The sequence below is a fragment of the Chitinophaga sp. XS-30 genome (genome assembly GCF_008086345.1).
Lineage (GTDB): Bacteria > Bacteroidota > Bacteroidia > Chitinophagales > Chitinophagaceae > Chitinophaga.
Genome location: NZ_CP043006.1, coordinates 1,603,339 through 1,628,317, shown reverse-complemented (window position 1 = coordinate 1,628,317; position 24,979 = coordinate 1,603,339). Strand labels below are relative to the sequence as shown.

General features: G+C 52.3%; 22 protein-coding genes. 15 read left to right on the top strand and 7 right to left on the bottom strand.

Features of this window, described 5'->3' with window-relative positions:
- The first annotated feature begins 7 nt into the window (after window positions 1–7).
- From FW415_RS06890 to FW415_RS06870, 5 genes are all read left to right on the top strand, one after another.
- Window positions 8–781 carry a hypothetical protein gene (locus tag FW415_RS06890; RefSeq protein WP_148383537.1) on the top strand — a complete coding sequence of 258 codons (774 nt, stop codon included), beginning with the start codon at window positions 8–10 and terminating at the stop codon, window positions 779–781.
- A 653-nt stretch (window positions 782–1,434) separates the two neighbouring features.
- On the top strand, window positions 1,435–2,808 hold the full coding sequence (gene tig, locus FW415_RS06885; protein WP_148383536.1) for a trigger factor: 1,374 nt from the start codon (window positions 1,435–1,437) through the stop codon (window positions 2,806–2,808).
- Entirely contained in the window at window positions 2,798–3,502 is a 705-nt protein-coding gene (clpP, locus tag FW415_RS06880) for an ATP-dependent Clp endopeptidase proteolytic subunit ClpP (RefSeq protein ID WP_148383535.1), read from the top strand. The genes tig and clpP overlap by 11 nt, the downstream gene beginning before the upstream one ends.
- A gap of 170 nt (window positions 3,503–3,672) precedes the next feature.
- Complete coding sequence (clpX, locus tag FW415_RS06875; RefSeq protein ID WP_148383534.1) at window positions 3,673–4,911, top strand: ATP-dependent Clp protease ATP-binding subunit ClpX; 1,239 nt, start codon at window positions 3,673–3,675, stop codon at window positions 4,909–4,911.
- A gap of 10 nt (window positions 4,912–4,921) precedes the next feature.
- On the top strand, window positions 4,922–5,116 hold the full coding sequence (locus FW415_RS06870) for a hypothetical protein (protein ID WP_148383533.1): 195 nt from the start codon (window positions 4,922–4,924) through the stop codon (window positions 5,114–5,116).
- A 594-nt stretch (window positions 5,117–5,710) separates the two neighbouring features.
- Here the strand turns inward: FW415_RS06870 and FW415_RS06865 are convergent.
- From FW415_RS06865 to FW415_RS06840, 6 genes are all read right to left on the bottom strand, one after another.
- On the bottom strand, window positions 5,711–7,339 hold the full coding sequence (locus tag FW415_RS06865) for an NADP-dependent glyceraldehyde-3-phosphate dehydrogenase (protein WP_148383532.1): 1,629 nt from the start codon (window positions 7,337–7,339) through the stop codon (window positions 5,711–5,713).
- 272 nt (window positions 7,340–7,611) lie between these two features.
- Window positions 7,612–8,751, bottom strand: a complete 1,140-nt coding sequence (locus FW415_RS06860; RefSeq protein ID WP_148383531.1) for an acyl-CoA dehydrogenase family protein — start codon at window positions 8,749–8,751, stop codon at window positions 7,612–7,614.
- 14 nt (window positions 8,752–8,765) lie between these two features.
- Window positions 8,766–9,497, bottom strand: coding sequence for a helix-hairpin-helix domain-containing protein (locus tag FW415_RS06855; RefSeq protein WP_148383530.1), 732 nt, complete (start codon window positions 9,495–9,497; stop codon window positions 8,766–8,768).
- A 37-nt stretch (window positions 9,498–9,534) separates the two neighbouring features.
- Window positions 9,535–10,296: an MBL fold metallo-hydrolase gene (locus FW415_RS06850; protein ID WP_148383529.1), complete on the bottom strand. Its 762-nt coding sequence runs from the start codon at window positions 10,294–10,296 to the stop codon at window positions 9,535–9,537.
- Between the two features lie 11 nt (window positions 10,297–10,307).
- Window positions 10,308–10,631 (bottom strand): hypothetical protein, encoded by a 324-nt coding sequence (locus tag FW415_RS06845; RefSeq protein WP_148383528.1) that lies wholly within the window; start codon window positions 10,629–10,631, stop codon window positions 10,308–10,310.
- Between the two features lie 20 nt (window positions 10,632–10,651).
- A complete protein-coding gene (locus tag FW415_RS06840) occupies window positions 10,652–12,205 on the bottom strand; it encodes a response regulator (RefSeq protein WP_148383527.1) in 1,554 nt (517 codons plus the stop codon).
- A 395-nt stretch (window positions 12,206–12,600) separates the two neighbouring features.
- Between FW415_RS06840 and FW415_RS06835 the strand changes: the two genes are divergently transcribed.
- The 10 genes from FW415_RS06835 (at window position 12,601) to FW415_RS06790 (ending at window position 23,004) form a co-directional block, all read left to right on the top strand.
- Window positions 12,601–13,671 carry an HD domain-containing protein gene (locus tag FW415_RS06835; RefSeq protein WP_246858954.1) on the top strand — a complete coding sequence of 357 codons (1,071 nt, stop codon included), beginning with the start codon at window positions 12,601–12,603 and terminating at the stop codon, window positions 13,669–13,671.
- Between the two features lie 91 nt (window positions 13,672–13,762).
- A complete protein-coding gene (lpxD, locus tag FW415_RS06830; RefSeq protein ID WP_148383525.1) occupies window positions 13,763–14,818 on the top strand; it encodes a UDP-3-O-(3-hydroxymyristoyl)glucosamine N-acyltransferase in 1,056 nt (351 codons plus the stop codon).
- A 45-nt stretch (window positions 14,819–14,863) separates the two neighbouring features.
- On the top strand, window positions 14,864–16,279 hold the full coding sequence (locus tag FW415_RS06825; RefSeq protein WP_246858953.1) for a bifunctional UDP-3-O-[3-hydroxymyristoyl] N-acetylglucosamine deacetylase/3-hydroxyacyl-ACP dehydratase: 1,416 nt from the start codon (window positions 14,864–14,866) through the stop codon (window positions 16,277–16,279).
- A gap of 4 nt (window positions 16,280–16,283) precedes the next feature.
- Window positions 16,284–17,084, top strand: coding sequence for an acyl-ACP--UDP-N-acetylglucosamine O-acyltransferase (lpxA, locus tag FW415_RS06820; RefSeq protein ID WP_148383524.1), 801 nt, complete (start codon window positions 16,284–16,286; stop codon window positions 17,082–17,084).
- Complete coding sequence (locus FW415_RS06815) at window positions 17,068–17,688, top strand: ATP-binding cassette domain-containing protein (RefSeq protein WP_148383523.1); 621 nt, start codon at window positions 17,068–17,070, stop codon at window positions 17,686–17,688. Before lpxA ends, FW415_RS06815 begins: the two co-directional genes overlap by 17 nt.
- A 14-nt stretch (window positions 17,689–17,702) precedes the next feature.
- Window positions 17,703–19,007, top strand: a complete 1,305-nt coding sequence (locus tag FW415_RS06810) for an MFS transporter (protein WP_148383522.1) — start codon at window positions 17,703–17,705, stop codon at window positions 19,005–19,007.
- On the top strand, window positions 18,988–19,827 hold the full coding sequence (locus tag FW415_RS06805) for an MBL fold metallo-hydrolase (RefSeq protein WP_148383521.1): 840 nt from the start codon (window positions 18,988–18,990) through the stop codon (window positions 19,825–19,827). Before FW415_RS06810 ends, FW415_RS06805 begins: the two co-directional genes overlap by 20 nt.
- A gap of 12 nt (window positions 19,828–19,839) precedes the next feature.
- Entirely contained in the window at window positions 19,840–20,283 is a 444-nt protein-coding gene (locus tag FW415_RS06800) for a hypothetical protein (RefSeq protein WP_148383520.1), read from the top strand.
- Between the two features lie 86 nt (window positions 20,284–20,369).
- The gene (locus FW415_RS06795) at window positions 20,370–21,914 is read left to right on the top strand and encodes a helicase HerA-like domain-containing protein (RefSeq protein ID WP_148383519.1); all 1,545 of its coding nucleotides are present in this window, start codon (window positions 20,370–20,372) and stop codon (window positions 21,912–21,914) included.
- Window positions 21,915–21,957: 43 nt separating this feature from the next.
- Window positions 21,958–23,004, top strand: coding sequence for a Gfo/Idh/MocA family oxidoreductase (locus FW415_RS06790; RefSeq protein ID WP_148383518.1), 1,047 nt, complete (start codon window positions 21,958–21,960; stop codon window positions 23,002–23,004).
- 74 nt (window positions 23,005–23,078) lie between these two features.
- Here the strand turns inward: FW415_RS06790 and FW415_RS06785 are convergent, their stop codons facing one another.
- Window positions 23,079–24,977: an ATP-dependent DNA helicase RecQ gene (locus FW415_RS06785; protein ID WP_148383517.1), complete on the bottom strand. Its 1,899-nt coding sequence runs from the start codon at window positions 24,975–24,977 to the stop codon at window positions 23,079–23,081.
- Window positions 24,978–24,979 lie beyond the last annotated feature (2 nt).

Genomic DNA, 24,979 nt, shown 5'->3' with positions numbered 1-24,979 from the left:
CTTTGATATGGCAAAACAAACAGGACTATTCATCTTCACCGGCAAGCTCGATAATGTGATCGGCTACGAACGCAACGGCCGGCATTTTATCCGCAGCATGCCCGCACAGGTGCGGCAAACTACAGCCAGCCGGCAGGCTGCCAGGCAATTTGGCGCCGCCAGCCGGAAAGGAAGGCTGATACGAAAAGCATGTTGCGGTCTGCTGGACGTGCCATACGACGGATCACTGGTAAACCGCCTGAACAGCACCCTGGTAAAAGCCGGACAGCGTAATTCAGATATGTTGACGGGTTTTCAGTTCAACAGGTACGCCGGCACAGACAAGTTCTTCCGGAAAATGCCGGTACGGTATGGCGACACCCTGCATATCCCCGCACAGGAATTCCCCACGCCGGGAGGAATATCTCATATGCAGGTAAGCCTCATCGCCGTCCGGATCAATTTCGCGGAACGCAGGATAACAGGTTCCGGCAAGATCACAAAAACGGTAGATCTGGATGGATCATTTGCCGGTGAAAATTTAACCGTACATGTGCCTGGCAAGGGCAGTTTGCTGATGATATTGCAGGTGCAGGGCTGCCATGTAAAAGAGAACCGGCTGACACCCTCCGGAGACAGGCGGTTGACAGCGGCGGACATCGTGGCGGTAGTGCCTCCGGCCCGCAAAAAAGCGATGGCTGGAAAAAAGACCTGGCAGGAAGATCACCCGTGTTTCGTCCCGGCACGGAAACCGCTATCCATCGTTATCGGAGATGCTGCATCTGAAATATTGCGGGAATAGGCTTTTACCGCCGTCCAGATATCCATCCCTCCTAATATATACATATATCTATTCCTGCCATCCGGGCTTCGCCCCCGGTCCCCCGTGCCCGGCACTCCCCATCACACACCTGCATTCCCCGAAAACAGGCCGGAATTGCTGACAACCTCCTTTCTTTCCGGGCTATTTTCTTTCAAAAGCATCCATCTTGCCGCCACAGCTGAACGCCGCATCAACTCCACCTTACCGCCAGGAAGCAAAGACGGTTCACCCGTCATTCCCCCGCAAGCGCGGAACGGCCGGGCGCCGACAAAACAACAATCCCCACCCACCCCCAACCCAAATTTTTGCCCCCTCCACAGGCTAGAATCATATAAACGCACTATCTTCGCGCTTCGCCACATCACCCGGAATTTTACAAATTGTTGCTAATCAATATTTTAAACAAAAGGGATGTGGCCAGTTACAGGTTCGGGTCCCTTCCTCCCCTATTGATCTTCAATCCGGTTTGACAGTAAGCGAACAGCATTGGCTGACAATTGCTGCCACCGGCCTGCTAAAAAGGCAGGGACTCCCGCACCTCCAGGCGCATGGCACAATTATCGCGTAACAGTGCTTCACCGGCCTGAATAACTAGTTTATTCTGTGTTTTAATACTATAACAAAAAACAAAAATGGCAACCGTAACCAGAGCGAACATTGGTTTATTGAATGATAAGATCACTGTGAAAGTGAGCCGGGAAGACTACCTTCCCAACTTCGACAAAGCTGTTAAACACTTTTCCAAAACCGCCAACATCCCGGGTTTCCGGAAAGGCCAGGTGCCCCCGGGCATGATCAAAAAAATGAGCGGACAGGCCCTCTTTGCCGATGAAGTGCTCAAAACCGTGGAAAAAGAACTGATGGGCTACCTGCAGCAGGAAAAGCTGGAGATCTTCGCCCAACCCCTTTCCCTGGACACAGAAGCCAAAAATTTCGACTACAACCAACCCGCCGAATACGACTTCGATTTTGAAGTAGGCCTCAAACCTGCTTTTGACGTGGAGGGACTCCTGGCCAAAACAGCCATCACCCGCTACAAAGTGAAAGTATCCGACGAAATGGTGGACCAGGAGATCGAACGCCTGCAGCTGAAAGGCGGCAAAATGTCCGAACCCGAAACCATCTCTTCAGAAGATAATGTGCTGACCATCGAGTTCCTCGAAAGCGATGCCAAAGGCAACATCGCCGAAGGCGCGGAGAAAAAGGAAAACTCCCTCCTGCTGAAATACTTCGCTCCCGCCATCCAGGAGAAACTGCAGGGGAAAAAAGCCGGCGATACCATCGTTGTGCAGCTCTCCAAGGCATTCGATAAAGAAAGACTGGAATTTATTGCCAAAGACCTCGGCCTGGACGCAGGTGACAAGGAAACCGGCAAAAAATACTACCAACTTACCATCACCAAAGTAGGCCTGATCGAAAAAAGAGAACTGAACGAAGAATTCTTCAAAGAAGTTTATCCCGGTCAGGATATCACTACCGTTGAGGCTTTCAGGGAAAAACTGAGAGAGGAGATCGGCAAATACTGGAAACAGGAAGCCACCAACCACCTTCATAACGACCTCTTCGAAACTTTGGTGCACGAAACTCCCATCGAGCTTCCGAAAGAATTTCTCAAACGCTGGCTGCAAAAGGGTGGCGATAACCCCAAAACTGCCGAGGAAGCCGAGAACGAATACCCGAATTTCGACCATCAGCTGCGCTGGACGCTGATCAGCGACAAACTGATCCGTGATAATTCCCTGGAAGTGTCCTTCGAGGAACTGAAAGAAAATGCCCGCGCCAAGATCACCGGATACTACGGAATGGGCGGCGAGCAGGCCGAGTGGCTGGACAGCTACCTGGACCGTCTGCTGCAGGATGAAAAGTATGTGGACCAGACCTACCGGGAAATGATCACCCAAAAGCTGTTTGACTGGGTAGAAACCAAGGTGAACGTAAAAGAGGAGGAAATAACTGCAGAAGAATTTGTAAAATTACCTCATAAACATCACCATCATGAACATTAATAACAACGAATTCAGGAAATATGCCATCCATCACCGCGGTATCAGCAGCCTGGTGGTAGATAGTTATGCCCGTCACCAGATCAATTCCCTGACCCCCTACATCATTGAGGAGCGTCAGCTGAATGTAACGCAAATGGACGTATTCTCCCGCCTGATGGCTGATCGCATCATTTTCCTGGGCGATCCTGTCAACGATTATGTGGCGAACGTGATCACGGCCCAGCTGCTGTTCCTGGAATCTGCTGACCGCACCCGGGACATCCAGATGTATATCAACAGCCCCGGCGGCAGCGTGTACGCCGGCCTCGGCATCTATGATACCATGCAGATCGTATCTCCCGAGATCGCGACCATCTGTACCGGTATGGCCGCCTCTTTCGGCGCTGTACTGCTCGTAGCCGGCCAGAAAGGCAAACGTACGGCGCTGAAACATGCCCGTGTGATGATCCACCAGCCGCACGGCGGCGCGGAAGGCCAGACCTCCGATATCGAGATCACCGCCCGCGAGTTCGTGAAGCTGAAAAAGGAGCTGAACGAGATCATCGCCTCCCACAGCGGCCAGCCCGTGAAAAAAGTGGAAAAGGACGGAGACCGCGACTACTGGATGACTGCGGAGGAAGCCAAAGAGTACGGCATCATTGATGATGTGCTCGAAAAGAACCCGAAGAAAAGAGGGGAAAATACCCCCCAATAATACCGGAAGGGCTGGCCACTAAGGCCGGCCCTCTTTTTAACGGCCAATAGCTGTTCCTCAACGGAGGTTTTTTGCCCGGAAATCCCCTAAAACGGGCTTCCCTCGGCAAAAAAATGTAAATTTGTATCCCTCCGCAAGAGTGAAAAAGCAAAACATATAAATAATATTAAATGAAAGAGTCCAAAATACGCTGCTCGTTCTGCAATCGCGGAAAAGATGAAGTGCGCATACTGATTGCAGGCGCCGATGGACATATCTGTGAAAACTGCGTAGCCAACGCGCAGGAGATCATCGAACAGGAACTGATGCCCCAGGATGCCAAAAAGACCACGCCCTCGCATTTTGTTCCCAAAGTAGCCAAACCCGTAGAGATCAAGAAGTTCCTGGACGATTACGTGATCGGGCAGGATGATGCCAAGAAAATAATGGCCGTAGCGGTGTACAACCACTACAAAAGGCTGAACCAGCAAGTAGGAGATGATGACGTGGAGATCGAAAAAAGCAATCTTATCATGGTAGGCGAAACCGGTACGGGCAAAACCCTGCTGGCCAAATCCATCGCCAGGCTGCTGAATGTGCCCTTCACCATCGTGGACGCCACCGTATTTACCGAAGCCGGTTATGTTGGGGAAGATGTGGAAAGCATTCTTACCCGTCTGCTCCAGGTTTGCAATTACGATGTGGAAGCCGCCGAAAGGGGGATCGTGTATATCGATGAAATTGACAAGATCGCCCGCAAAAGCGATAACCCTTCCATTACCCGCGATGTAAGCGGCGAAGGCGTGCAGCAGGGCCTGCTGAAGCTGCTGGAAGGCACCGAAGTGCTGGTGCCCCCGCAAGGCGGCCGCAAACACCCGGAACAGAAGCTCATCAAGGTAAACACCCAGAACATCCTCTTCATCTGCGGAGGCGCCTTCGATGGGGTGGACCGGATCATCAGCCGCCGGATTCAAACGCATTCCATCGGTTTCACCGTCAACAAGGAAAAAGAAGAAGACGCGCGCAAGCACATCCTGCGGTATGTGAACTCCCAGGACCTGAAGACCTTCGGCCTCATCCCCGAACTGCTCGGCCGCCTGCCCGTAGTCACTTACCTGAATACGCTGGATAAGGACGCGCTCACCAATATTCTCACGCAACCCCGCAATGCCCTCATGAAACAGTACAAAAAACTCTTTTCAGTAGAAGGCATTGAACTGGACGTGGAAGACGGCGCCGTGGACTACATTGTGGACAAAGCCCTGGAATACAAACTGGGCGCGCGTGGCCTCCGCTCCATCTGCGAAGTGCTGCTGTCCGATGCCATGTTCCACCTCCCCTCCAGCGACGAAAAAACATTCACCCTCACCCGTGCCTTCGCAGAAGAAAAACTGGAGAACAGCACACTGGTGAAATTAAAAGTAGCCTAAAACTGATCCCATGCAGGAACTGATAGATCAACTGAAAGACAAAGCCGGCATCAACGAGGAACAGGCCATAAAAGCCATCGAAGCCGTGAAGGATTTTGTGAAAAGCAAACTTCCGCCGATGATCGCCGGAAATGTGGACACCTGGTTCTCAGGTATGGCCGCCCAACCGAAAAAAACGGATGCGGCGGAAGACTTCCTGGACTAAGCCGTACGGAACATCATCCGGTACACATCGTGCAGGAAACAAAAGATCATATCTCCGAGATTCCTGATATACGCAACGATCAACAATAACATATTCGCAATTTTTTGAAGCAGAGGCGCCTTAACAAGCGTCTCTGTTTTTTTATAAATAGATGCGTGTATATAACGCGACCAAAAGCCCCTCACCCCTACGGGCGGCGAAAATTCTTTTTTACCAGTGAAATAAGTGCTCATTTCCAAAACCATGCTATTTGAAAGTTAGACTTTCAATTTACACGATTTTAGCTACCCCTTCCCCATGTCCGGCAATACCGAAGCCATCGGGTTGATCGGGTTCCTGCAGCTGATCAAAGAAAAGGATGAATCCGCATAATAGTTAAGCCGCCCCGAGGGAGGCGGCTTAATTTTGGAGTAAAATTTTCTCGATCTTTCTGTTTTGTTTTTAGGTTGATAAATTGGTAAGGAAAGTATTTAACCCAAATTTAACTTTCTGTTTACACATTTCCATCACACAAATGATGTAAATCATAATTATTATCAAAATAATTACGCACTGTCCTGCTAAGTTTTAGCAGGACAGTGCGTTTACAATTTATCAAAAAATATACTTTGTCGAAAGAAAATTCGAGGACTGCGCCGTTACGATCTCATTGATGAGCGCTTTGTTCTCATCCGTCTGTTTAGTGGCCACCATAGAGCGAATGGAAAATGCACGTAAAGCGTCGGAGACGGACAGTGTAGCTTCCGCGGAATCTTTTCTTCCGGTAAAGGGGAAAATATCCGGCCCGCGCTGGCACTGGCAATTGATGTTCACACGGCTGACCTGGTTCACCAGCGGATCTATCAGCGTAGCCAGCTCATCCGCATCATTCGTGAAGATGCTCACCTGCTGCCCGTGATCGGATGCTATCAGGTATTCGATCGGCGTTTCGATACTGTCGAACGGCAACACGGGAATCACCGGCCCGAATTGCTCTTCGCGGTAAAGCTTCATTTTTTCATTGACCGGATATACCACTGCCGGATATACGAAAGAAGCATTGGAGGCCCCGCCGTGTTTGTTCATCACTTTTGCGCCATGCGCTACTGCATCGGCCACGCAGCTTTGCAGGTAACCGGGTTTATGCGGTTCCGGCACAGGGGTAAGGAATACGTCCTTCTCCCAGGGCATGCCGAACTTCAGCTGCGCTACCGCCGCCGAAAGTTTCTCCAGGAAAGCATCCGCAACATTGCGATGCACATAGATGATCTTGATGGCGGTACAACGCTGACCGTTGAACGATAATGAACCCAGCACACATTCCTTTACAGCAAGATCGATGTCTGCCTTCTCCGTAATGATGGCGGCGTTCTTGGCATCCAGGCCCAGGATGGCGCGGAGGCGGTTCGTTTTCGGGTGCATCTTTTTCAGCTGGTTGGCTACTTTGCTGGAGCCGATCAGCGTCAGCACATTGATCTTCCCGGATTCCATCAGCGGCGCAATGATCACGTTACCGCGACCGTAAATAGTATTCACCACACCCTTCGGGAAACAGTCCCGGAAAGCTTCCAGCAGCGGATAATGTACCAGGGTGCCGTGTTTCGGCGGTTTGAAGAGCAGGGTATTGCCCATGATGAGCGCCGGTATCAGCGTAGTGAATGTTTCGTTGAGCGGGTAATTGAACGGGCCCATGCACAGCACCACACCCAGCGGAGAGCGGCGTATCTGCCCGATGATGCCCTGCTCTATGGTGAACCCGGAAGACTTCCGGTCCAGCTCCTTCAGCGCGTCAATAGTGGCATTGATGTATTCCACGGTACGGTCAAATTCCTTCACCGAATCCGCGTACGACTTGCCGATCTCCCACATGATCAGCTGCACGACTTCCTGTTTCTTTGCGATCATCCTGCCCGTAAATTTCTCCACGCAGGCGATGCGCTCCGCTACCGGCATCGTAGGCCATTCACCGCGGCCATCCCGGTACGCGTTGATGGCGGCATCAAGAGAGGCCATAGCCTCTTCTTCTCCGCAAAGCGGGTAAGAGCCGATCACCTTGCGCTCCAGGCCATTGGGGGTTTTGAGGCAAACGGGAGACAGCACCGTATGCACTGCTCCATTCCATGTTTTCATAACGCCATCGGAGAGGTACTCCCGCTGATGGACTTCCGCCGGCAACCTGAATTCCGCAGGAATGTCAGCATTTGCCGGGAAAAGGGCATTGAGTCTTTCTTCAAAAGTGGTCATATCAGTATATATAATTAGGTATCAGTGCGGGGCATTTTTCAATGCTCAAATTGCAAACGATTGCAAAATACATCGAATTCCTTAATTGTCTTATAGCATTCCTTCATGGCAGTATAGAGAAAACTTATGCAAAGAAAAGACTACCTAAATCCGGTTAATGCTTTTCAGATAATGACATGCTGCCCGGAAACAAGCCCCGGGCAGTCACATATAGTATGTGCCATCGATACTGAAAAGTCCCAAAGGGAAGGGAAATAAATTTGCAGCGTTGTCTACCGCAGCGCTTCGCGGGCAATCACGATCTTCTGTATCTCGGAAGTGCCTTCCCCGATGGTGCAGAGTTTGGCGTCCCGGTAGTACTTCTCCACGGGGAAATCTTTCGTATAGCCGTAACCGCCAAAGATCTGTACGGCATCGTTGGCTACGGCCACCGCTACTTCAGAGGCATAATATTTTGCCATGGCGGCCTGTTTGGTCATCGGCACATGGCGGTTCTTCATATCGGCAGCCTGCAGGGTCAGCAGTTCAGCTGCGGTTATTTGTGTGGCCATATCCGCCAGCTTGAACGAAATGCCCTGGAAATTGGCGATCGGCTGGTCGAACTGATAGCGTTCCTGTGAATATTTCAATGCGGCATCGTAAGCGCCTTTGGCGATGCCGAGCGACAGCGCCGCAATGGAAATGCGGCCGCCGTCCAGCACTTTCATGGACTGGATGAAGCCATCGCCCTCATTGCCCAGGAGATTTTTACCGGGAATACGGCAGTTGTCAAATATCATTTCAGCTGTTTCGGAGGCGCGCATGCCCAGTTTGTTCTCCTTTTTGCCGCCGCTGAAACCGGGTGTTCCTCTCTCCACGATGAACGCGCTCATCCCGTGGCTGTCCCGCACTTCGCCGGTACGGGCAATAACCACGGCTACATCGCCGCTTTTGCCGTGGGTGATCCAGCATTTTGTGCCGTTCAGTATCCAGTCGTCCCCATCTTTACGGGCGGTGCATTTCATGTTCATGGCATCTGAACCGGTGTTCGGCTCTGTGAGTCCCCATGCGCCGATCCACTCTGCTGTGGCGAGTTTGGGAAGATATGCCTGTTTTTGTTCTTCATTGCCGAATTGGAGAATATGCCCGGTGCAAAGCGAGTTATGGGCGGCCACGCTCAGGCCGATGGCGCCGCAGAAACGGGATATCTCGCTGATCACGGTCACATACTCAAGATAACCCAGACCGGAGCCGCCGTAGGTTTCCGGCACCAGTACGCCCATCAAACCAAGCTCCCCCATCTGTTTAAACAATGGCGCAGGAAATATCTGCTCTTCATCCCAGGCCAGCACATTGGGCAGGATGTTCGTTTTACCAAAATCCCGGATCACCTGCGCGATCTGTTGTTGCATTTCCGTCGGCTGAAAGTTCATAACTGAAATTATTTTTATTTGACCACTAAGTAATTTTCAAGTTTACGATAAATAACCTCATCCACCAATGCAATGGCTTTTAGTCCTTCTACACTCCTGAAAGGCCCGTGGCTATTACGGTATCGTATAATGGTACGGGCCAGTTTCGTATCTATATATGGATGATCGGCCAAAGATTTTTCATCTGTCTCATTGAGATCGATCTTTCTTAGAGAAACATTACCCAGTTGCAGCAAAGGTTGAATTTTCACGAATACGGAATCCGCCAGTCCATATGTTTCCGCCACCTGTGCTATACTGAAAAATCCGCCGAGCCGTTCCCGGAACAGTACGATCCTTCTTGCAAGAACGGGGCCAATGCCCGGCAGGCGGTCCAGCAGCAGTGTATCCGCCGTATTGATATCTACGGCGGACGGAGGCTTAGGTCGTTCAAAGACGGGGCGGGTAAACTGGCGGTAAGCGCTGTCTTTCCGGTAGGGGCTTTTTTTCCGGTAGGTGGTGTATTGCGCTTTACGCGGATATCTTTCGGGGTAACGGGGCGCTTCCGGTGCTGCGGCCAGCGCCGTTTCCAGCAGCATGGCGGTATGATGGAACCCTGCGGTATCCAGCGGCGGCTCTTCTTTCCGCCAATGTTCCCAGGCATCGGGAAGGAAGCAAAGCAAAGTGATGAGGCCGAGCAGCACGGCGATACCGGTACGTTCCCGGCGGGAAAAACTGCAATAATCGGTGAGAAAATTCTTCGGCACAAACAATGGATTTGATCTGTGCCGAATATCGGATTTTTTACAATTCCACGGTCAGCCCGTCATATGCGAGCGCCATACCTTCGGGCAGCGTGGGGTCTACTTCCTGATGGAAGCCCATCTGATGGCTGACATGCGTAAAATATACCTGCGGCACTTCCAGTTCTTCTCCCAGCGCGATGGCTTCATCCAGCGTGAAATGCGAGATATGCTGCTCCCGGCGGAGCGCATTCAGCACCAGCACTTTTGAACCTTTGATCTTTTCTTTTTCTTCGGGCGCAATGAAATTGGCGTCTGTAATATAGGTGAAGTCACCAAAGCGGAAACCCAGCACGGGCATTTTGTGATGCATGACGCTGATGGGTGTGATCTTCAGCCCATTGATGAAAAACGGCTCATCGGTGATGGGTTTGAGATTGATCTCCGGGATGCCGGGATATTTGAAGTCCGCAAAGGCATAGGCGAACTCTCGGATGATGATCTCCTGGGAGAAGGCCGAAGCCCAGATATCTATCGGTTGCTGCTGAAAATAATTGAAGGCGCGGATATCGTCCATTCCGGCGATATGGTCTTTATGCGAATGGGTGATCAATACCGCTTCCAGGGATTTCACATCCGCGCGCAGCATCTGGTAACGAAAGTCCGGCGTGGTGTCGATCACAATATTGCCGGCTTCAGCGCTGATGAGAATGCTGCTGCGCAGGCGTTTGTCCCGCGGATCAGCGGAAGCGCATATTTTACAGGGGCAGGCTATAACCGGTACGCCCTGTGAAGTGCCTGTTCCAAGGAATGTTACTTTCAAAATGGTCTCGGTTATTCGGGTGTTTCAGTAGACGGCGTTCCTGCTGCGGCATCTGCCGCATCTTCCGCGGCGCGGTTGTCGATCACCTGCCGGTACAGCTTCTGCGATTCCGGTGTCAGGAAGCCTTCTTCCAGGGTAATGGAAGGCAGAATATCCATGAGGGTGTTGATCCGGCCTTCGATGTTCAGGAATTTGTTGATCACTACCACTTTCTTGTGCTCCAGCACGCAGTACCCGGAGTTGAAAGTGCCTTTCTCGTACCGCAGGATGTACTTGGCCTCCTCAAAGATCTTCTCCAGTTTCGCCACGTTGTTGGGGGTACTCTTCAGGTTCATGATGGTCTCATTTTTTTCCGCTATTTGCTCACCATCCTCGCTACCGGTACGATGATCTCCTCCAGGGAAATGCCACCGTGCTGGAAAGTGTTGCGGTAATAGTTCACGAAATAATTATAGTTGTTGGGATAGCAAAGATATCCGTCTTCGCGGGCAAAGATATAAGAAGAATTGACATTTGGCTTCGGCAGCCCGGCATCGCGGGGGTCCCGGAAGGCCAGCACCTCTTTCGGATCGTAGTTGAGATTGCGGCCGTGCTTGTAGCGCAGATTGGTGGTGGTCTGCTTGTCCCCGATCACTTTTACCGGTGTTTTCACCCTTACGCTGCCGTGGTCCGTAGCAATGATCAGGTTGATCTTCCGGTCCGCCAGCTTCTTCAGGGCCTGATGCAGCGGGGAATGCTCGAACCAGCTGGCGGTAATGGAGCGGTAGGAGGTTTCATCGCCCGCCAGCTCTTTCAGCACTTCCATTTCGGTACGGGCGTGGGACATCATGTCCACAAAGTTGTACACGATCACATTCAGCGGGTAATCCAGCATATTATGCACATTATTCACCAGGTGCTGGCCGTCCGTATGGTTCACCACCTTGGTGTAGGAGAAACGCGGGTCCATTTTCAGGCGGGCCAGCTGCGAGGCCATGAATTTCTCCTCATACAGGTTCTTGCCGCCTTCCTCATCATCGTTCTTCCATTCCTGCGGGAACCTGGCTTCTATATCTACCGGCAGCATGCCGGCAAAGATGGCGTTACGGGAATACTGGGTGGATGTGGGCAGGATGCTGTAGATGGTGTCTTCCTCCACGAGGCGGAAAGATTCGGAGAATATCGGCAGGATGGTCTTCCACTGGTCGTACCGCAGGTTGTCGATCAGGATGAAGAAATTCGGCACGGAGGGGTCCAGGTAAGGCACGACCTTCTCCGCAAAGAGGGTATGGCTCATGACGGGCGCGTCCTTTGTGCCGGGCCGCATCCAGTCCGCGTAGTTCCGGCCGATATATTTGGCGAACTCGGTATTGGCTTCCGCTTTCTGGGATTGCAGCACTTCCTGCATTTCAGGGCTGTCGCTTTTGCTCATTTCCATTTCCCAATACACCAGCTTTTTATAGATATCGGCCCATTCGGCATGGTTAGGGTTGTCGTTCAGCGCCATGAACAGGGTGCGGAACTGCTGCTGGTAGGCGGTGGTGGTCTTTTCCGCTACCAGCCGCTTGTTGTCGATGATCTTTTTGAGGGAAAGCAGTACCTGGTTAGGGTTTACCGGCTTGATGAGATAATCGGATATCTGTGAGCCGATGGCTTCGTCCATTACATTCTCCGCCTCGTTCTTGGTGATCATGACCACCGGCACCTGCTGGCGCATCTCCTTGATCCTGGCCAGGGTCTCCAGGCCGGTGATCCCCGGCATGGACTCATCCAGCAGCACCACATCCACAATATTGTCCTTCAGGAATTCCAGGGCATCATAGCCATTGGTAAGGGCGGAAACGTTGTAACCTTTGCTTTCGAGGAAAATGATCTGGGATTTCAGGGAGTCTATTTCATCATCCACCCAAAGTATGTTGATCTGGTTCATCTGCTATTATTTGATTTCCAGGGCCAGATGGAACCTCGCATATGGTATGCCCGGTCTCCTTGCAGCTTTTCTGGTGTTGCTTAAAATTACGCCTATCTGTCAAAAATCATTCCCCCCCGAGGATTTTATTTGGAAAACGCCCTTCGTTCGTTAAAATATTTGTTAAAATATCAACTGTCACGCAATACCTTGCTATCGGAAAAAGTTAGCTTTGTAGCGACAGTTTTTAAACTTTCCGAATGAATGACCGAAAACGCAAGATTGTAAATGATCCGGTGTATGGATTCATTACTATAGATCATCCATTGATTTTCAGCCTCATATCCCACCCTTGTTACCAGCGTTTACGCAGGATCCATCAAATGGCGCTTGCACACCTGGTCTATCCCGGCGCTATGCACACACGTTTTCACCACAGTATGGGAGCATACCATCTGATGAGTTGTGCATTGAGCGAGCTGAAGGGAAAGGGCGTGGCGATCACGGAGGACGAGGAAGTGGCGGCCAAAATGGCCATATTGCTGCATGATATCGGCCACGGACCGTATTCCCATGCGCTGGAACATGCGCTGGTGGAAGATGTGTCCCACGAAGAGATATCCCAGTTGCTCATGCAGGTGCTCAACCGCGAAATGAACGGTGCGCTGGACCTGACACTGGATATCTTCAACGACCGCTATCACAAGCATTTCCTGCACCAGCTGGTTTCCAGCCAGCTGGATGTGGACAGGATGGATTACCTGAGCCGGGACAGCTTTTATACCGGCGTTTCCGAAGGCGTTATCAGCTACGACCGTATCATCAAGATGCTGACCGTGTTCAATGGCGAACTGATGGTGGAGGAAAAAGGTATCTATTCTATAGAAAAGTTCATTGTGGCGAGGCGGCTGATGTACTGGCAGGTGTACCTGCATAAAACGGTGCTGAGCGCGGAGAACATGCTGGTAAAAGTACTGCACAGAGCTAAAGTGCTGGCTATCAGCGGAAAAGAACTTTTTGCCTCCCCGGCGCTGCAATACTTTTTATACAACCGCATCAGCCGGGAAGCGTTCGAGAATGACGAGGAATGCCTGCTGCAGTTCTGCCTGCTGGACGATTACGACATCATGAGCGCTATCAAGGTCTGGATGCAGCATGAGGACAAGGTGCTGAGCCTGCTTTGCCAGTGGCTGGTGAACCGCCAGCTTTTCAAGGTGACCTTCACCGAGGAGACTGCTACCACGCAGCAGGTGGAAGCGCTGAGGGACAAGGTGAAAAGGCGGTGGGACCTGACGGATGCCGAGGCGGAATACTTCGTATTTACGGATACGGCCAGCCTCAGGGCCTATAATGACGGCGACGAACAGATCAATATTTTATTCAAGGATGGCACTGTAAGGGACATTTCTTCGATAGATAATGCGCTTATATCGCATACATTGGCAAGACCGATAAAAAAATTCTACATTTGTCATCCAAAAATCTAGGCTAACAACGATTTATAGGTACTTAATATGTTACGGAATATATTTATATCTTGCAGCGGCAGCCCGGAGTGAAACATTTTAATTTATAACTATGCAATTTAGCGCATTACAGCTGGCTACCATACTGAACGGGAAACTGGAAGGTGACCCGGAAGTGAAGGTGCACAATATCGCGAAGATAGAGGAAGCGGGGGATGGTATGCTGAGCTTTATCGCCAATCCGAAATACGAGGAATTCCTCTATTCCACACAGGCTTCTATCCTGATCGTGAATGATTCCCTCGTGATCGAAGGCAGTATAAAGCCTACCCTGATACGGGTGAAGGATGCCTACAGCGCCTTTGCCCTGTTGCTGGAAAAATACCAGCAGATGGTAGGAGCTGGCGCCAAGACCGGCATTCAGCAGCCTTCGCACGTTCCGCCCACGGTAAAAATGGGTCAGGGCGTGTTCATCGGCGCTTTTGCCTATCTCGGTGAGAATGTGGTGCTGGGCGACAATGTAAAGATATACCCCGGCGTGTACCTTGGGGATAATGTAAAGATCGGCAATGGCACGGTATTATATCCGGGCGTGAAGCTGTATGATAACAGTGTGGTGGGCAACAGGGTGATCCTGCATGCCGGCTGCGTGATCGGCGGCGATGGCTTCGGTTTTGCCCCGCAGGCGGACGGCACTTATAAAAAGGTACCGCAGGTAGGGAATGTGGTGATCCATGACGATGTAGAGATCGGCGCGAACACGACCATAGACAGGGCTACCATGGGCTCCACCGTGATCCATGCAGGCGTGAAGCTGGATAACCTGATCCAGATCGCGCATAACGTGGAGATCGGCAACAGCACCGTTATTGCGGCGCAAAGCGGCGTTTCCGGCAGCACCAAGATCGGCAAAAACTGCGTGATCGGCGGGCAGGTAGGCATCGTGGGGCACATACAGATCGCCGATGGTACAAAGATCAACGCCCAGAGCGGCCTCTCAAAATCAATTACTACGCCCAACACGTCTTTGACGGGTTCTCCGGCCTATGATTATAAAAGTTCGCTGAAAAGTCAGGCAATTTTTAGAAATTTGCCCGATCTTGAAAAAAGGGTCAAAGAGCTGGAAGATATGGTGAAGCAATTTTTATCTGAGCGGGAAGGAGTATGACCACGTTGACGGGGAGTTTTTAACGCATTGAATACGAAGCTATTAATGATGGAAAATCAACAGCCAAACCAACAAACCCTTAAAGCCCCTGCGACGATATCGGGAGTTGGCTTGCACACGGGAGCACAAGTGAATATGACCCTGAAGCCGGCCATGCCTGGCTTTGGCATTAAATTTCAGCGTATTGACCTGCCTGATCAACCGATCGTTAAAGCAGACGTGGACTATGTAGTGGATACCGCCCGGGGCACTACCCTGGAGCATAACGGCGCCCGCGTCAGCACCGTTGAGCATATCCTCGCCGCCCTCGTAGGCATGGGCGTGGATAATGTGCTGATAGAACTGAATGGCCCGGAGATCCCCATCATGGACGGCAGCTCCCAGCCTTTCATCGAAATACTGGAAGAAGCCGGTATCCAGGAACAGGATGCCAAAAAGATCTACTATTCCATCGACACCAATATCAAATACTACGATGAGGTAAAGAAAGTGGAAATGGTAGCGCTCCCTTCCGTAGACTACCGCATTACCGCCCTGATAGATTTCAACTCCCAGGTGCTGGGCACCCAGCATGCCAATCTCAAAAGCTTGGGGGCCTTCCGCAAGGAGATAGCGCCCTGCCGCACTTTTGTATTCCTGCATGAACTGGAATACCTGCTGGCCAACAACCTCATCAAAGGCGGCGACATCAACAACGCCATTGTGGTGGTGGACAGGCCGGTGACCGAAGAAGAGCTGAACCGGCTGGCCAAGGCTTTTGACCGGGAAAAAATGTCCGTACAGCAACGCGAAGGCATTCTCAATAATACACAGCTTCACTTCCCGAATGAACCGGCCCGCCACAAGCTGCTGGACATTGTGGGAGACCTTGCCCTGATCGGCTTCCCCATCAAGGCACATATCATCGCCAACCGCCCGGGCCACGCCTCCAACGTGGAATTTGCGCGCATGATCAAACAATACATCAAGAAGAACAAACATAACAGGGACGTTCCCATTTACGATCCCAATCAGCCGCCGATCTATGATATCAACCACATTGTACGCACCATGCCGCACCGTTACCCGATGCTGCTGGTGGACAAGATCATAGAGCTGAGCGATACCCGTGTGGTGGGGATCAAAAATGTAACGTTCAATGAGCAGATCTTCCAGGGCCATTTCCCCGGAAACCCCGTAATGCCGGGTGTGCTGATCTGTGAATCCCTGGCGCAGGTAGGCGGCATCCTTGCCCTGAACCCCATGCCCGATCCCGAAAACTATGATACTTACTTCCTGAAGATCGATAATTGCAAATTCAAACAGAAAGTAATGCCCGGCGATACCATGGTGCTGAAAATGGAGCTGCTCAGCCCCATCCGCAGAGGCCTGGTGGAAATGAGAGGAACGGCATTCGTTGGCAACAAAGTATGCGCAGAAGCAGATATGGTTGCCCAAATTGTTAAACGCGAAGGAAAATAAACGCATGATTCATCCGCTCACATACATCCACCCGGACGCCAAAGTAGCGCCCAATGTAAAAATTGATCCGTTCACCGTTATTCACAAGAATGTAGAGATAGGGGAAGGCACCTGGATCGGCTCCAATGTCACCATCATGGAAGGCGCCCGTATCGGCAAGAACTGCCGTATATTCCCCGGCGCTGTGATCGCCGCCATCCCGCAGGATCTCAAATTCGAAGGTGAGGATACCGCTGTGGAGATCGGCGACAACACCACGATACGGGAGTATGTGACCATCAACCGCGGTACCAAGGACCGCTGGAAGACCTCCATCGGCAACAACTGCCTGATCATGGCCTACAGCCACATCGCGCATGACTGCACCGTGGGGAATTACTGCGTATTTTCCAACAACACCACCCTCGCCGGCCATATCACGGTAGGCGATCATGTGGTACTGGCGGGAATGGTAGCCGTGCAACAGTTCTGCAAGATCGGCAACCATGCCTTCGTGACCGGCGGCTCCCTCGTACGTAAAGACGTTCCGCCCTATGTGAAAGCCGCCCGCGAACCACTGTCCTATGTAGGCGTCAACTCCATCGGCCTCAAACGCAGAGGCTTCTCCCTGGAAAAGATCAACCACATCCTGGACATCTACCGCATACTCTTCGTAAAAGGCAACAATATTTCAAAAGCCATCCGCATCATTGAAGCCGAATTCCCGGCCACGGACGAAAGGGATGAGATACTCTCCTTCATTCGCGACTCCGGGCGCGGCATCATGAGAGGATACAGCACCAGGGCGAATGACGATCTCGCTTAACCAGACAGGCAAGCGGTTCAACTACGACTGGATATTCCGTCGTTTTTCCTATACATTCTCCGGTACAGGGCACTACGCCATCCTTGGCCCCAATGGCTCCGGCAAATCCACTTTGCTGCAGATCATCAGCGGGCATCACCACCACAGCGAAGGCGATATCCAATACCTTTTTAATGAACAAACGCTCCCGCAGGACCAGTTCTTCCGCCATAGCGCTATCGTTGCGCCATATCTCGAACTGGTAGAAGAATTCACCCTGCAGGAGTGCTTCAGCTTCCACCTGCATTTCAAATCCTTCCTCCCGGGGTATAAACCCGCGGAGATCGCGGAACTTGTGGGGCTGGAGAAAGCATGGCGCAAGGAAGTACGCAATTTTTCTTCGGGCATGAAACAGCGCGCGCGCCTCGCACTCGCCATTTTCTCGGATGTGCAGGTATTGCTGCTGGATGAACCCTGCACCAACCTGGATGCCGCCGGTGTTGCCCTTTACCAGCAGCTGATCCGCGATCATTGCGGCAACCGCATGGTGATCGTCAGCTCCAACGATGAACAGGAATACGGATTCTGTGAAGAACGGATAAGAATAACCGATTTTAAAAGCTGATTTAACTTCCCACTATGAATCTCCCGAACAAGAAAGTCATTAACGGCTGGGCCATGTACGATTGGGCCAATTCCGTGTACAACCTGGTGATCACCACCACCTTCTTCCCTTTATACTACATGGGCGTTACCAGCGACAAGTATAAGGATGGCGAAGTGCCTTTCCTGGGCATGACCTTCAAGAATTCCGTGCTGTATGATTATGCCCTTTCCCTCGCCTACCTGATCATTGCGCTGAGCCTCCCCATCCTGTCATCCATCGCGGATACACGCGGGAATAAAAAGAGTTTCCTGAAATTCTTCTGCTACCTCGGCGGGCTGGCCTGCTCCGCGATGTTCTTCTTCGACGGGGACAGCATTCCGCTGGGCATCATCGGCCTGATGGTGGCCGCAATGGGGTATAGCGGCGGCCTGGTGTTCTATAACAGCTACCTGCCGGAGATCGCGCCGGTGGAGCTGCGGGACCGGGTGAGCGCACGCGGTTACTCCCTGGGGTACATCGGCAGCGTCCTTCTTCAGCTCGTGGGTTTTGCCCTCGTGCTGTCCGCGGACGCCATGGGCATCAGCGCCGCCATGGCCCTGAAGATCACCTTCCTGCTGGTGGGCGTATGGTGGATCGGCTTCGCACAGATCACCTTTGCACGGCTCCCGCCCTCCCCGCCGGCCGTAGAGAAACATTATGCCGGCGTATTCACTGAAGGGTTCATAGAACTGAAAAAGGTATTTGCCCAGGTACGCAACATGCCGGTGCTGAAACGTTACCTCCGCAGCTTCTTCTTTTACAGCATGGGCGTGCAAACGGTGATGATGGTAGCGGTCATATTCGGCACCAAAGAACTGAAACTGGGCGATTCCGAGCTGATCGGCACTATCGTAGCCATACAGCTGGTAGCCATACTCGGCGCCTGGGGCATGGCCCGTCTGTCCGAAAAATTCGGCAACTTCCAGGTACTCATCGCTACGGTAGCGCTCTGGATCGGCGTATGCATCGGCGCTTACAATACCTATACCGTCACCCAGTTTTATATCCTTGCCGTACTGGTGGGCCTGGTGATGGGAGGCATTCAGTCGCTCAGCCGCTCCACTTACGCGAAACTGATCCCCGAAACCCGTGATACCGCCTCGTTTTTCAGTTACTATGATGTCACCGAAAAACTGGCTATCGTGATCGGCCTTTTCTCCTTCGGATGGATAGACCAGGAATTCGGCATGCGCAATTCCGTGCTGGTGCTGATCCTGTTTTTCTCCATTGGTTTGATCTGGCTGTTTTCTGCTTTGCATAAACAACGTAGATTAGCGTATGCAACTACACACGATTAATACAGGATTATTCAAGCTGGATGGTGGCGCGATGTTCGGCGTAGTGCCCAAGACCCTCTGGCAGAAACTCAACCCGCCGGACGAGAACAACATGTGCACCTGGGCCATGCGCTGCCTGCTGGTGGAGGACGGCAACCGCCTCATCCTGATCGATAACGGCATCGGCAATAAACAGGACGACAAATTCTTCAGCCACTACTATCTCCATGGAGAGGATACGCTGGATAAGTCATTGCAGGCCCTCGGCTACCACCGGAACGATATCACGGACGTGTTCCTCACCCATCTCCATTTCGATCACTGCGGCGGCAGTATAGAAAGGGAGAATGACAAACTGGTGCCTGCCTTCCGGAACGCCGTGTACTGGAGCAACGAAGCGCACTGGAAATGGGCCGTGAACCCCAATGACCGCGAGAAAGCCTCCTTCCTCAAAGAAAATATCCTGCCCATCGAGCAAAGCGGACAGCTGAAATTCATTGAGCAGCACGATGGGGTATCTTTCTCCGATCACATGCGCGTACGCTTCGCATACGGGCATACAGACGCCATGATGCTGCCGGAGATCCGATACAACGGCCAGACGATCATTTACATGGCAGACCTGCTGCCTTCTGCGGCGCATATCCCCCTGCCCTATGTGATGGCGTACGATATGTTCCCGCTCACTACCCTCGAAGAGAAAAAACGTTTCCTCCTCGAAGCCAACGAAAAGGAATACGTGTTGTATTTTGAGCATGATCCTTCTATTGAATGTGGTATCTTGCATTCCACGGAAAAAGGTATCCGGCTGAAAGAATCATTCCCGTTAAGTTCATTGTAAAAATCAGACCTTATGTATAAACGCATGACCCGTATCCTGCCGGTGGCAGCGATCTTTACACTGGCTGCCTGCCAGGGCAATACCAGCTCCCAGACAGCGGCCAACAGCGATTCCCTGCTGGTGGACAGCCTGCAAACGGAGGTGATCTCCCTGCATGATGAAGGCATGACCTATACCATGGCCATCCGCCGCCTGACTGCCCGCACGGCTGAAGTAGCGGACAGCCTGGAGGGCAAAAAAGCCGATGCCACGGCCTACCGGTCCGCCAATGCCCTGCTGGACAGCGCCAACAGGGAAATGAACACCTGGATGCATACTTTCGACCTCACCCAGGAAGGCAAAACCCTCGAAGAGAAGAAAGCCTACCTGGAAGCGGAGAAAAAGAAAATGACGGACATCAAGGCGCTGATGGAAAAAAGCGTACAAGAGGCGAAAGCCTTGCTGAAAGAAGAGTAACCGCAGCTTCACTGCTTACCGGAAACAGGCCGGCTTAAAAAAACCGGCTATCCTCCGCTTATCTTGAAAATTGAAAATACCCTGTCATGGCTAATCAGGAAGCATTTCTCGACTATATCAGGAAAGGCTACACGTTCAAAGGCGAATACTTCAAGCTGGGCTGTGCCATGCTCGACGGAGAAGTAGTGACCGGCGCCGACGTGCTGCTGCCTTTAAAGACCCTCAACCGCCACGGCCTCATTGCCGGCGCCACCGGTACGGGCAAAACCAAGACGCTGCAGATCATTGCCGAAGGCCTCAGCGATGCCAGCGTACCGGTAATGCTGATGGACATCAAGGGAGACCTCAGCGGCATCGCCGCCGCAGGCGCCTCCAACGCCAAAATAGCAGAACGGTATGTGAAGATCAGCGAAACTTATCATCCCGCCGCCTACCCCGTAGAGCTGCTGAGCCTCAGCCAGGAAAAGGGCGTACGCCTCCGGGCTACCGTCAGCGAATTCGGGCCGGTATTGCTCTCCAAGATACTTGGACTGAACGATACGCAGGCCGGGCTCGTAGCCATGATATTCAAATACTGCGATGATAACAAGCTCCCGCTGCTGGACCTGAAGGACTTCAAAAAAGTGCTGCAGTTCGCCAGCGATGAGGGCAAAAAAGAACTGGAAAAAGACTACGGCAAGATATCCACCACTTCCACCGGCACCATCCTCCGGAAAGTGATAGAACTGGAGCAACAGGGCGCCGCGCTGTTCTTCGGGGAAAAATCCTTTGAAGTGGAAGACCTCATGCACATCAGCGATGACGGTCGCGGTAAAATATCCATCGTGCGGGTGACGGACCTGCAGGACCGGCCCAAGCTCTTTTCCACTTTCATGCTCAGTCTGCTGGCCGAACTATATGCCACGCTGCCGGAAGAAGGTGATCTGGACAAGCCCAAGCTGGTGATGTTCATCGATGAAGCCCATCTGATCTTCCAGGAAGCCAGTGATGCCCTCCTGCAACAGATCGAGACCATCATCAAACTGATCCGCTCCAAAGGCGTGGGCATTTTCTTCTGCACGCAAAATCCCATGGACGTGCCACCGGCCGTACTGGGACAACTCGGCCTGAAAGTGCAGCACGCCCTCCGCGCTTTTACGGCGAATGACCGCAAAGCCATCAAACAAACCGCCGAGAACTACCCGCTTTCCGATTTCTATAAAACGGATGAACTGCTGACGCAGATCGGCATCGGTGAAGCGCTGGTGACATGCCTCAGTGAAAAAGGCATCCCCACGCCGCTGGCCGCCACCATGCTCACGTCCCCGCGATCACGCATGGACGTGCTGACGGAAACCGAGATCGATCAGCTGGTGAGCAGCTCGAAGCTCATCAGGAAGTACAACCAGGAGATCGATAATGAAAGCGCATACGAAATACTGACGGCAAAGCTGGAAGCGGCGGCAGAGAAAGCAAAAGAGGAAGAAGCTGAGCAACCGGCGGCCCGGAAAGGAAGACAAAAGCAGGAAAAAAGTTTCCTGGATAAATTCCTGGGCAGCTCTGCCGGCAGACAGGCCGCCCGTACATTGACCAGCGTAGGCGTCCGCGCATTGTTGGGCGTACTGGGCATGGGCGGCAAAAGCAGGAAATAACGCACTTGAAATATTTTTTCGCATCAACAGAAATTCAGTTACCATGTCATCACCGATCAAAACAGGACTATGCTCCTACGGCCACAGCGGCTACGCATTCCACGCTCCGTTCATTCATGTGCATCCCGATTTTGAACTGACAGCCGTGGTAGAACGCAGCAAACACCTCACACAGCAACGTTATCCCTACGTGAAGATCTACGGGGACGTGAATGCCCTGATGCAGGATGCTTCCCTGGAACTGATCGTTGTGAACACACCGAACTATACCCACTACGACTATACCAAAGCAGCACTGCTGGCCGGCAAGAACGTGATCGTGGAAAAACCCTTCACCGTTACCGTTGCGCAGGGCGAAGAGCTGGTGCAACTGGCCGCTTCCCAAAAACTGCTGTTGAGCGTGTACCAGAACCGCCGGTACGACAGCGATTACAAGATCGTACGGAAAGTAGTGGAAGACGGATTACTTGGCGATGTGCTGGAAGTGGAATTCCATTACGACCGGTTCAAGGAAGAACTGAGCTATAAAAAACACAAGGAAGTAGCGGAAAAAGGAACAGGCGCATTGTACGATCTCGGCTCTCACCTGATAGACCAGGCGCTGACCATCTTCGGCATGCCCAAATCCGTTTACGGCGATATCCGCATCATCCGTAAAGATTCTGTAGTAGATGATTACTTTGAGCTGCTGCTGTACTACGATCAGCTGCGCGTACGCCTCAAATCCAGCTACCTCGTGCGCGAAGCGCTGCCGGCTTATATCCTCCACGGCCGCAAAGGCACATTCATCAAATCGAAATCAGACATCCAGGAAGCCCTGCTGATGAAAGGCGTGCTGCCGGATACGCCGGACTGGGGGGCGGAAGCACCCAACGAATGGGGATTGCTGCATACGGAAAAAGACGGGGTAGTGATGAAAGCATTCCTGCCCTCCGGCAACGGCAACTACCTGGATTACTACCAGGGCATTTATGAAGCGTTGCGGAAAGGGAAACCTAATCCGGTGACGGCTGAAGAAGGGCTGAATGTGGTAAGGGTGATCGAAGCGGCATTCCGGAGCAGCGAAGAAGGGCGGCAGGTTAGTCTGTAACGCTCAACAGCATACACAATATAACGGCATCGTACAGTCAGCAAGAGCGCAGACCACGGTAAATGCGGCAAGACCTACACCGCCTGCAGCATACCATCTTTGTCCCGCTGCACACAACCTTCCGCGATCAGGAACTGCAGGGTTTCCAGTACCCTGCTTTCCTCCGCATTTACCTGCTGCATAAGGCTTTCCAGCGAGCGCTTTTCCTTCAGGATTTCCAGCACGGCTTTCGATACCTCGCCAAACTCATGCAGCTTCATGGCTCCGCGCTGCTTTTTTGTACATACATCGCAAACACCGCAAGGCGCAGCATCCCGCTCCCCGAAATAAGCGACCAGCTGTTGCGTGCGGCAGGTCTCTTTGTTACGCACATAAGCGGCCATAGCCGCAATACGCTCTTCCATCGCTTGCTGTCTTTGCTGCAACAACGCCATATCTATCCGCAAATAAGGAACGGAAACCCGTTCCTGCAGGAAGCTCAGCTGCGGCTCATCTTTGCGGGGCTGGTATTTTATCACGGCCTGCCGGTGCAGCAGTTGCAGATCATGTATCACATCCTGCTCCCCGATCCGCATCAGGCGCGCCAGCTGTTTCTCGTAAACAGGAACAGGATTATCGAAGATGCCTTCATAGGTGCGGAGCAGTGTTTTGATAAGCGGTTCCATATCCGGATTGATCTGCTCATATTCGAACAACCCATCCCTGTCCCGCACAAATTCCACCCGCGAAGGTAAAAACACACTTTCGCTCAGCTGCAGGAACCCTTCCTGCTCCAGGATGCGAAGCGCACTGAATGCCAGTGTAATATTGATGGAAAACCGTTTGACAAAATCGTTGATATCAAAATCGTAATACACGCCTTCCATGCTCCCTACCGGCGCCTGCAGGTAGTTCACCACCGCCTGGTACACCTCGCGGATCTCTTCGAGAGAAGGGAATTGCAGGGGGATGCGCGCCTGCATTTCCAGCAGGTCGTGCTCATGCCAGAGCAGTACGGCATAGGCTTTTTCTTCATCACGACCGGCCCGGCCGGCTTCCTGGTAATAAGCTTCTATGCTGTCCGGCACATCCGCATGGATCACCAGCCGCACATCCGGTTTATCGATACCCATCCCGAAGGCATTGGTACAAACCATCACCCGCACTTCGTTCTTTATCCAGGCCTCCTGCCGGGCAGACCGCTCTGTGGAGGGCAGGCCGGCATGGTAATAACTGGCGGATATTCCCTGTGCCACCAGCAGGCCGGCAATATCCTTCGTCTGGCGCCTGTTGCGGCAATACACCACCGCGCTGCCCGGTACCCGTTCCAGTATCTGGCGGATCTTCGCCAGTTTACCTTCCTCCTCCAGTACGCTGTACGATAAATTGGCGCGGGCGAAGCTTTTTACGAACACTGCCGGATCTTTCAACTGCAGCCGTTCGCAGATATCATCTTTTACTTTGGGTGTAGCCGTGGCCGTTAGCGCAAGCACCGTTGCTTCCGGAAAATGCTCACGGATGGCCGCAATCTGCAGGTAGGCCGGCCGGAAATCATATCCCCACTGGGAGATGCAATGCGCTTCATCCACCGCGATCAGCTTTACCGGCAACACCTCGCAATACCAGAGAAAGCGTTTGCTTTGCAGCCTTTCCGGAGATACATACAGGAATTTTATTTCCCCTTCCCGGGCCAGCGCCAGCACTTTGTCCACATCCCTCGTTTGCATGCCGGCATAGATCGCAAACGCCGGAAGGCCGCGTTTGTTCAGGTTCTCCACCTGGTCTTTCATCAATGCGATCAGCGGGGTGACCACCAGGCAAAGGCCATCGTTCATCATGGCCGGCACCTGGAAGCAAATGGATTTGCCGCCGCCTGTAGGCAACAGCGCCAGCGTATCCCGGCCCTCCGCTACGGCAAGCACAATATCTTCCTGCAACGGCCTGAACCGGTCAAAGCCCCAGAATTGTTTTAGTATGGAAAGTGGTGAAGACAAGA

Coding starts and splice junctions, on each gene's coding strand:
- FW415_RS06795 (WP_148383519.1), top strand. CDS start 20,370: ATGGCTAATCAGGAAGCATTTCTCGACTATATCAGGAAAGGCTACACG.
- clpP (WP_148383535.1), top strand. CDS start 2,798: ATGAACATTAATAACAACGAATTCAGGAAATATGCCATCCATCACCGC.
- tig (WP_148383536.1), top strand. CDS start 1,435: ATGGCAACCGTAACCAGAGCGAACATTGGTTTATTGAATGATAAGATC.
- lpxD (WP_148383525.1), top strand. CDS start 13,763: ATGCAATTTAGCGCATTACAGCTGGCTACCATACTGAACGGGAAACTG.
- FW415_RS06845 (WP_148383528.1), bottom strand. CDS start 10,631: ATGAACCTGAAGAGTACCCCCAACAACGTGGCGAAACTGGAGAAGATC.
- FW415_RS06890 (WP_148383537.1), top strand. CDS start 8: ATGGCAAAACAAACAGGACTATTCATCTTCACCGGCAAGCTCGATAAT.
- FW415_RS06865 (WP_148383532.1), bottom strand. CDS start 7,339: ATGACCACTTTTGAAGAAAGACTCAATGCCCTTTTCCCGGCAAATGCT.
- FW415_RS06870 (WP_148383533.1), top strand. CDS start 4,922: ATGCAGGAACTGATAGATCAACTGAAAGACAAAGCCGGCATCAACGAG.
- FW415_RS06790 (WP_148383518.1), top strand. CDS start 21,958: ATGTCATCACCGATCAAAACAGGACTATGCTCCTACGGCCACAGCGGC.
- FW415_RS06800 (WP_148383520.1), top strand. CDS start 19,840: ATGTATAAACGCATGACCCGTATCCTGCCGGTGGCAGCGATCTTTACA.
- FW415_RS06805 (WP_148383521.1), top strand. CDS start 18,988: ATGCAACTACACACGATTAATACAGGATTATTCAAGCTGGATGGTGGC.
- FW415_RS06810 (WP_148383522.1), top strand. CDS start 17,703: ATGAATCTCCCGAACAAGAAAGTCATTAACGGCTGGGCCATGTACGAT.
- FW415_RS06835 (WP_246858954.1), top strand. CDS start 12,601: ATGCACACACGTTTTCACCACAGTATGGGAGCATACCATCTGATGAGT.
- FW415_RS06825 (WP_246858953.1), top strand. CDS start 14,864: ATGATGGAAAATCAACAGCCAAACCAACAAACCCTTAAAGCCCCTGCG.
- FW415_RS06815 (WP_148383523.1), top strand. CDS start 17,068: ATGACGATCTCGCTTAACCAGACAGGCAAGCGGTTCAACTACGACTGG.
- FW415_RS06860 (WP_148383531.1), bottom strand. CDS start 8,751: ATGAACTTTCAGCCGACGGAAATGCAACAACAGATCGCGCAGGTGATC.
- FW415_RS06840 (WP_148383527.1), bottom strand. CDS start 12,205: ATGAACCAGATCAACATACTTTGGGTGGATGATGAAATAGACTCCCTG.
- clpX (WP_148383534.1), top strand. CDS start 3,673: ATGAAAGAGTCCAAAATACGCTGCTCGTTCTGCAATCGCGGAAAAGAT.
- lpxA (WP_148383524.1), top strand. CDS start 16,284: ATGATTCATCCGCTCACATACATCCACCCGGACGCCAAAGTAGCGCCC.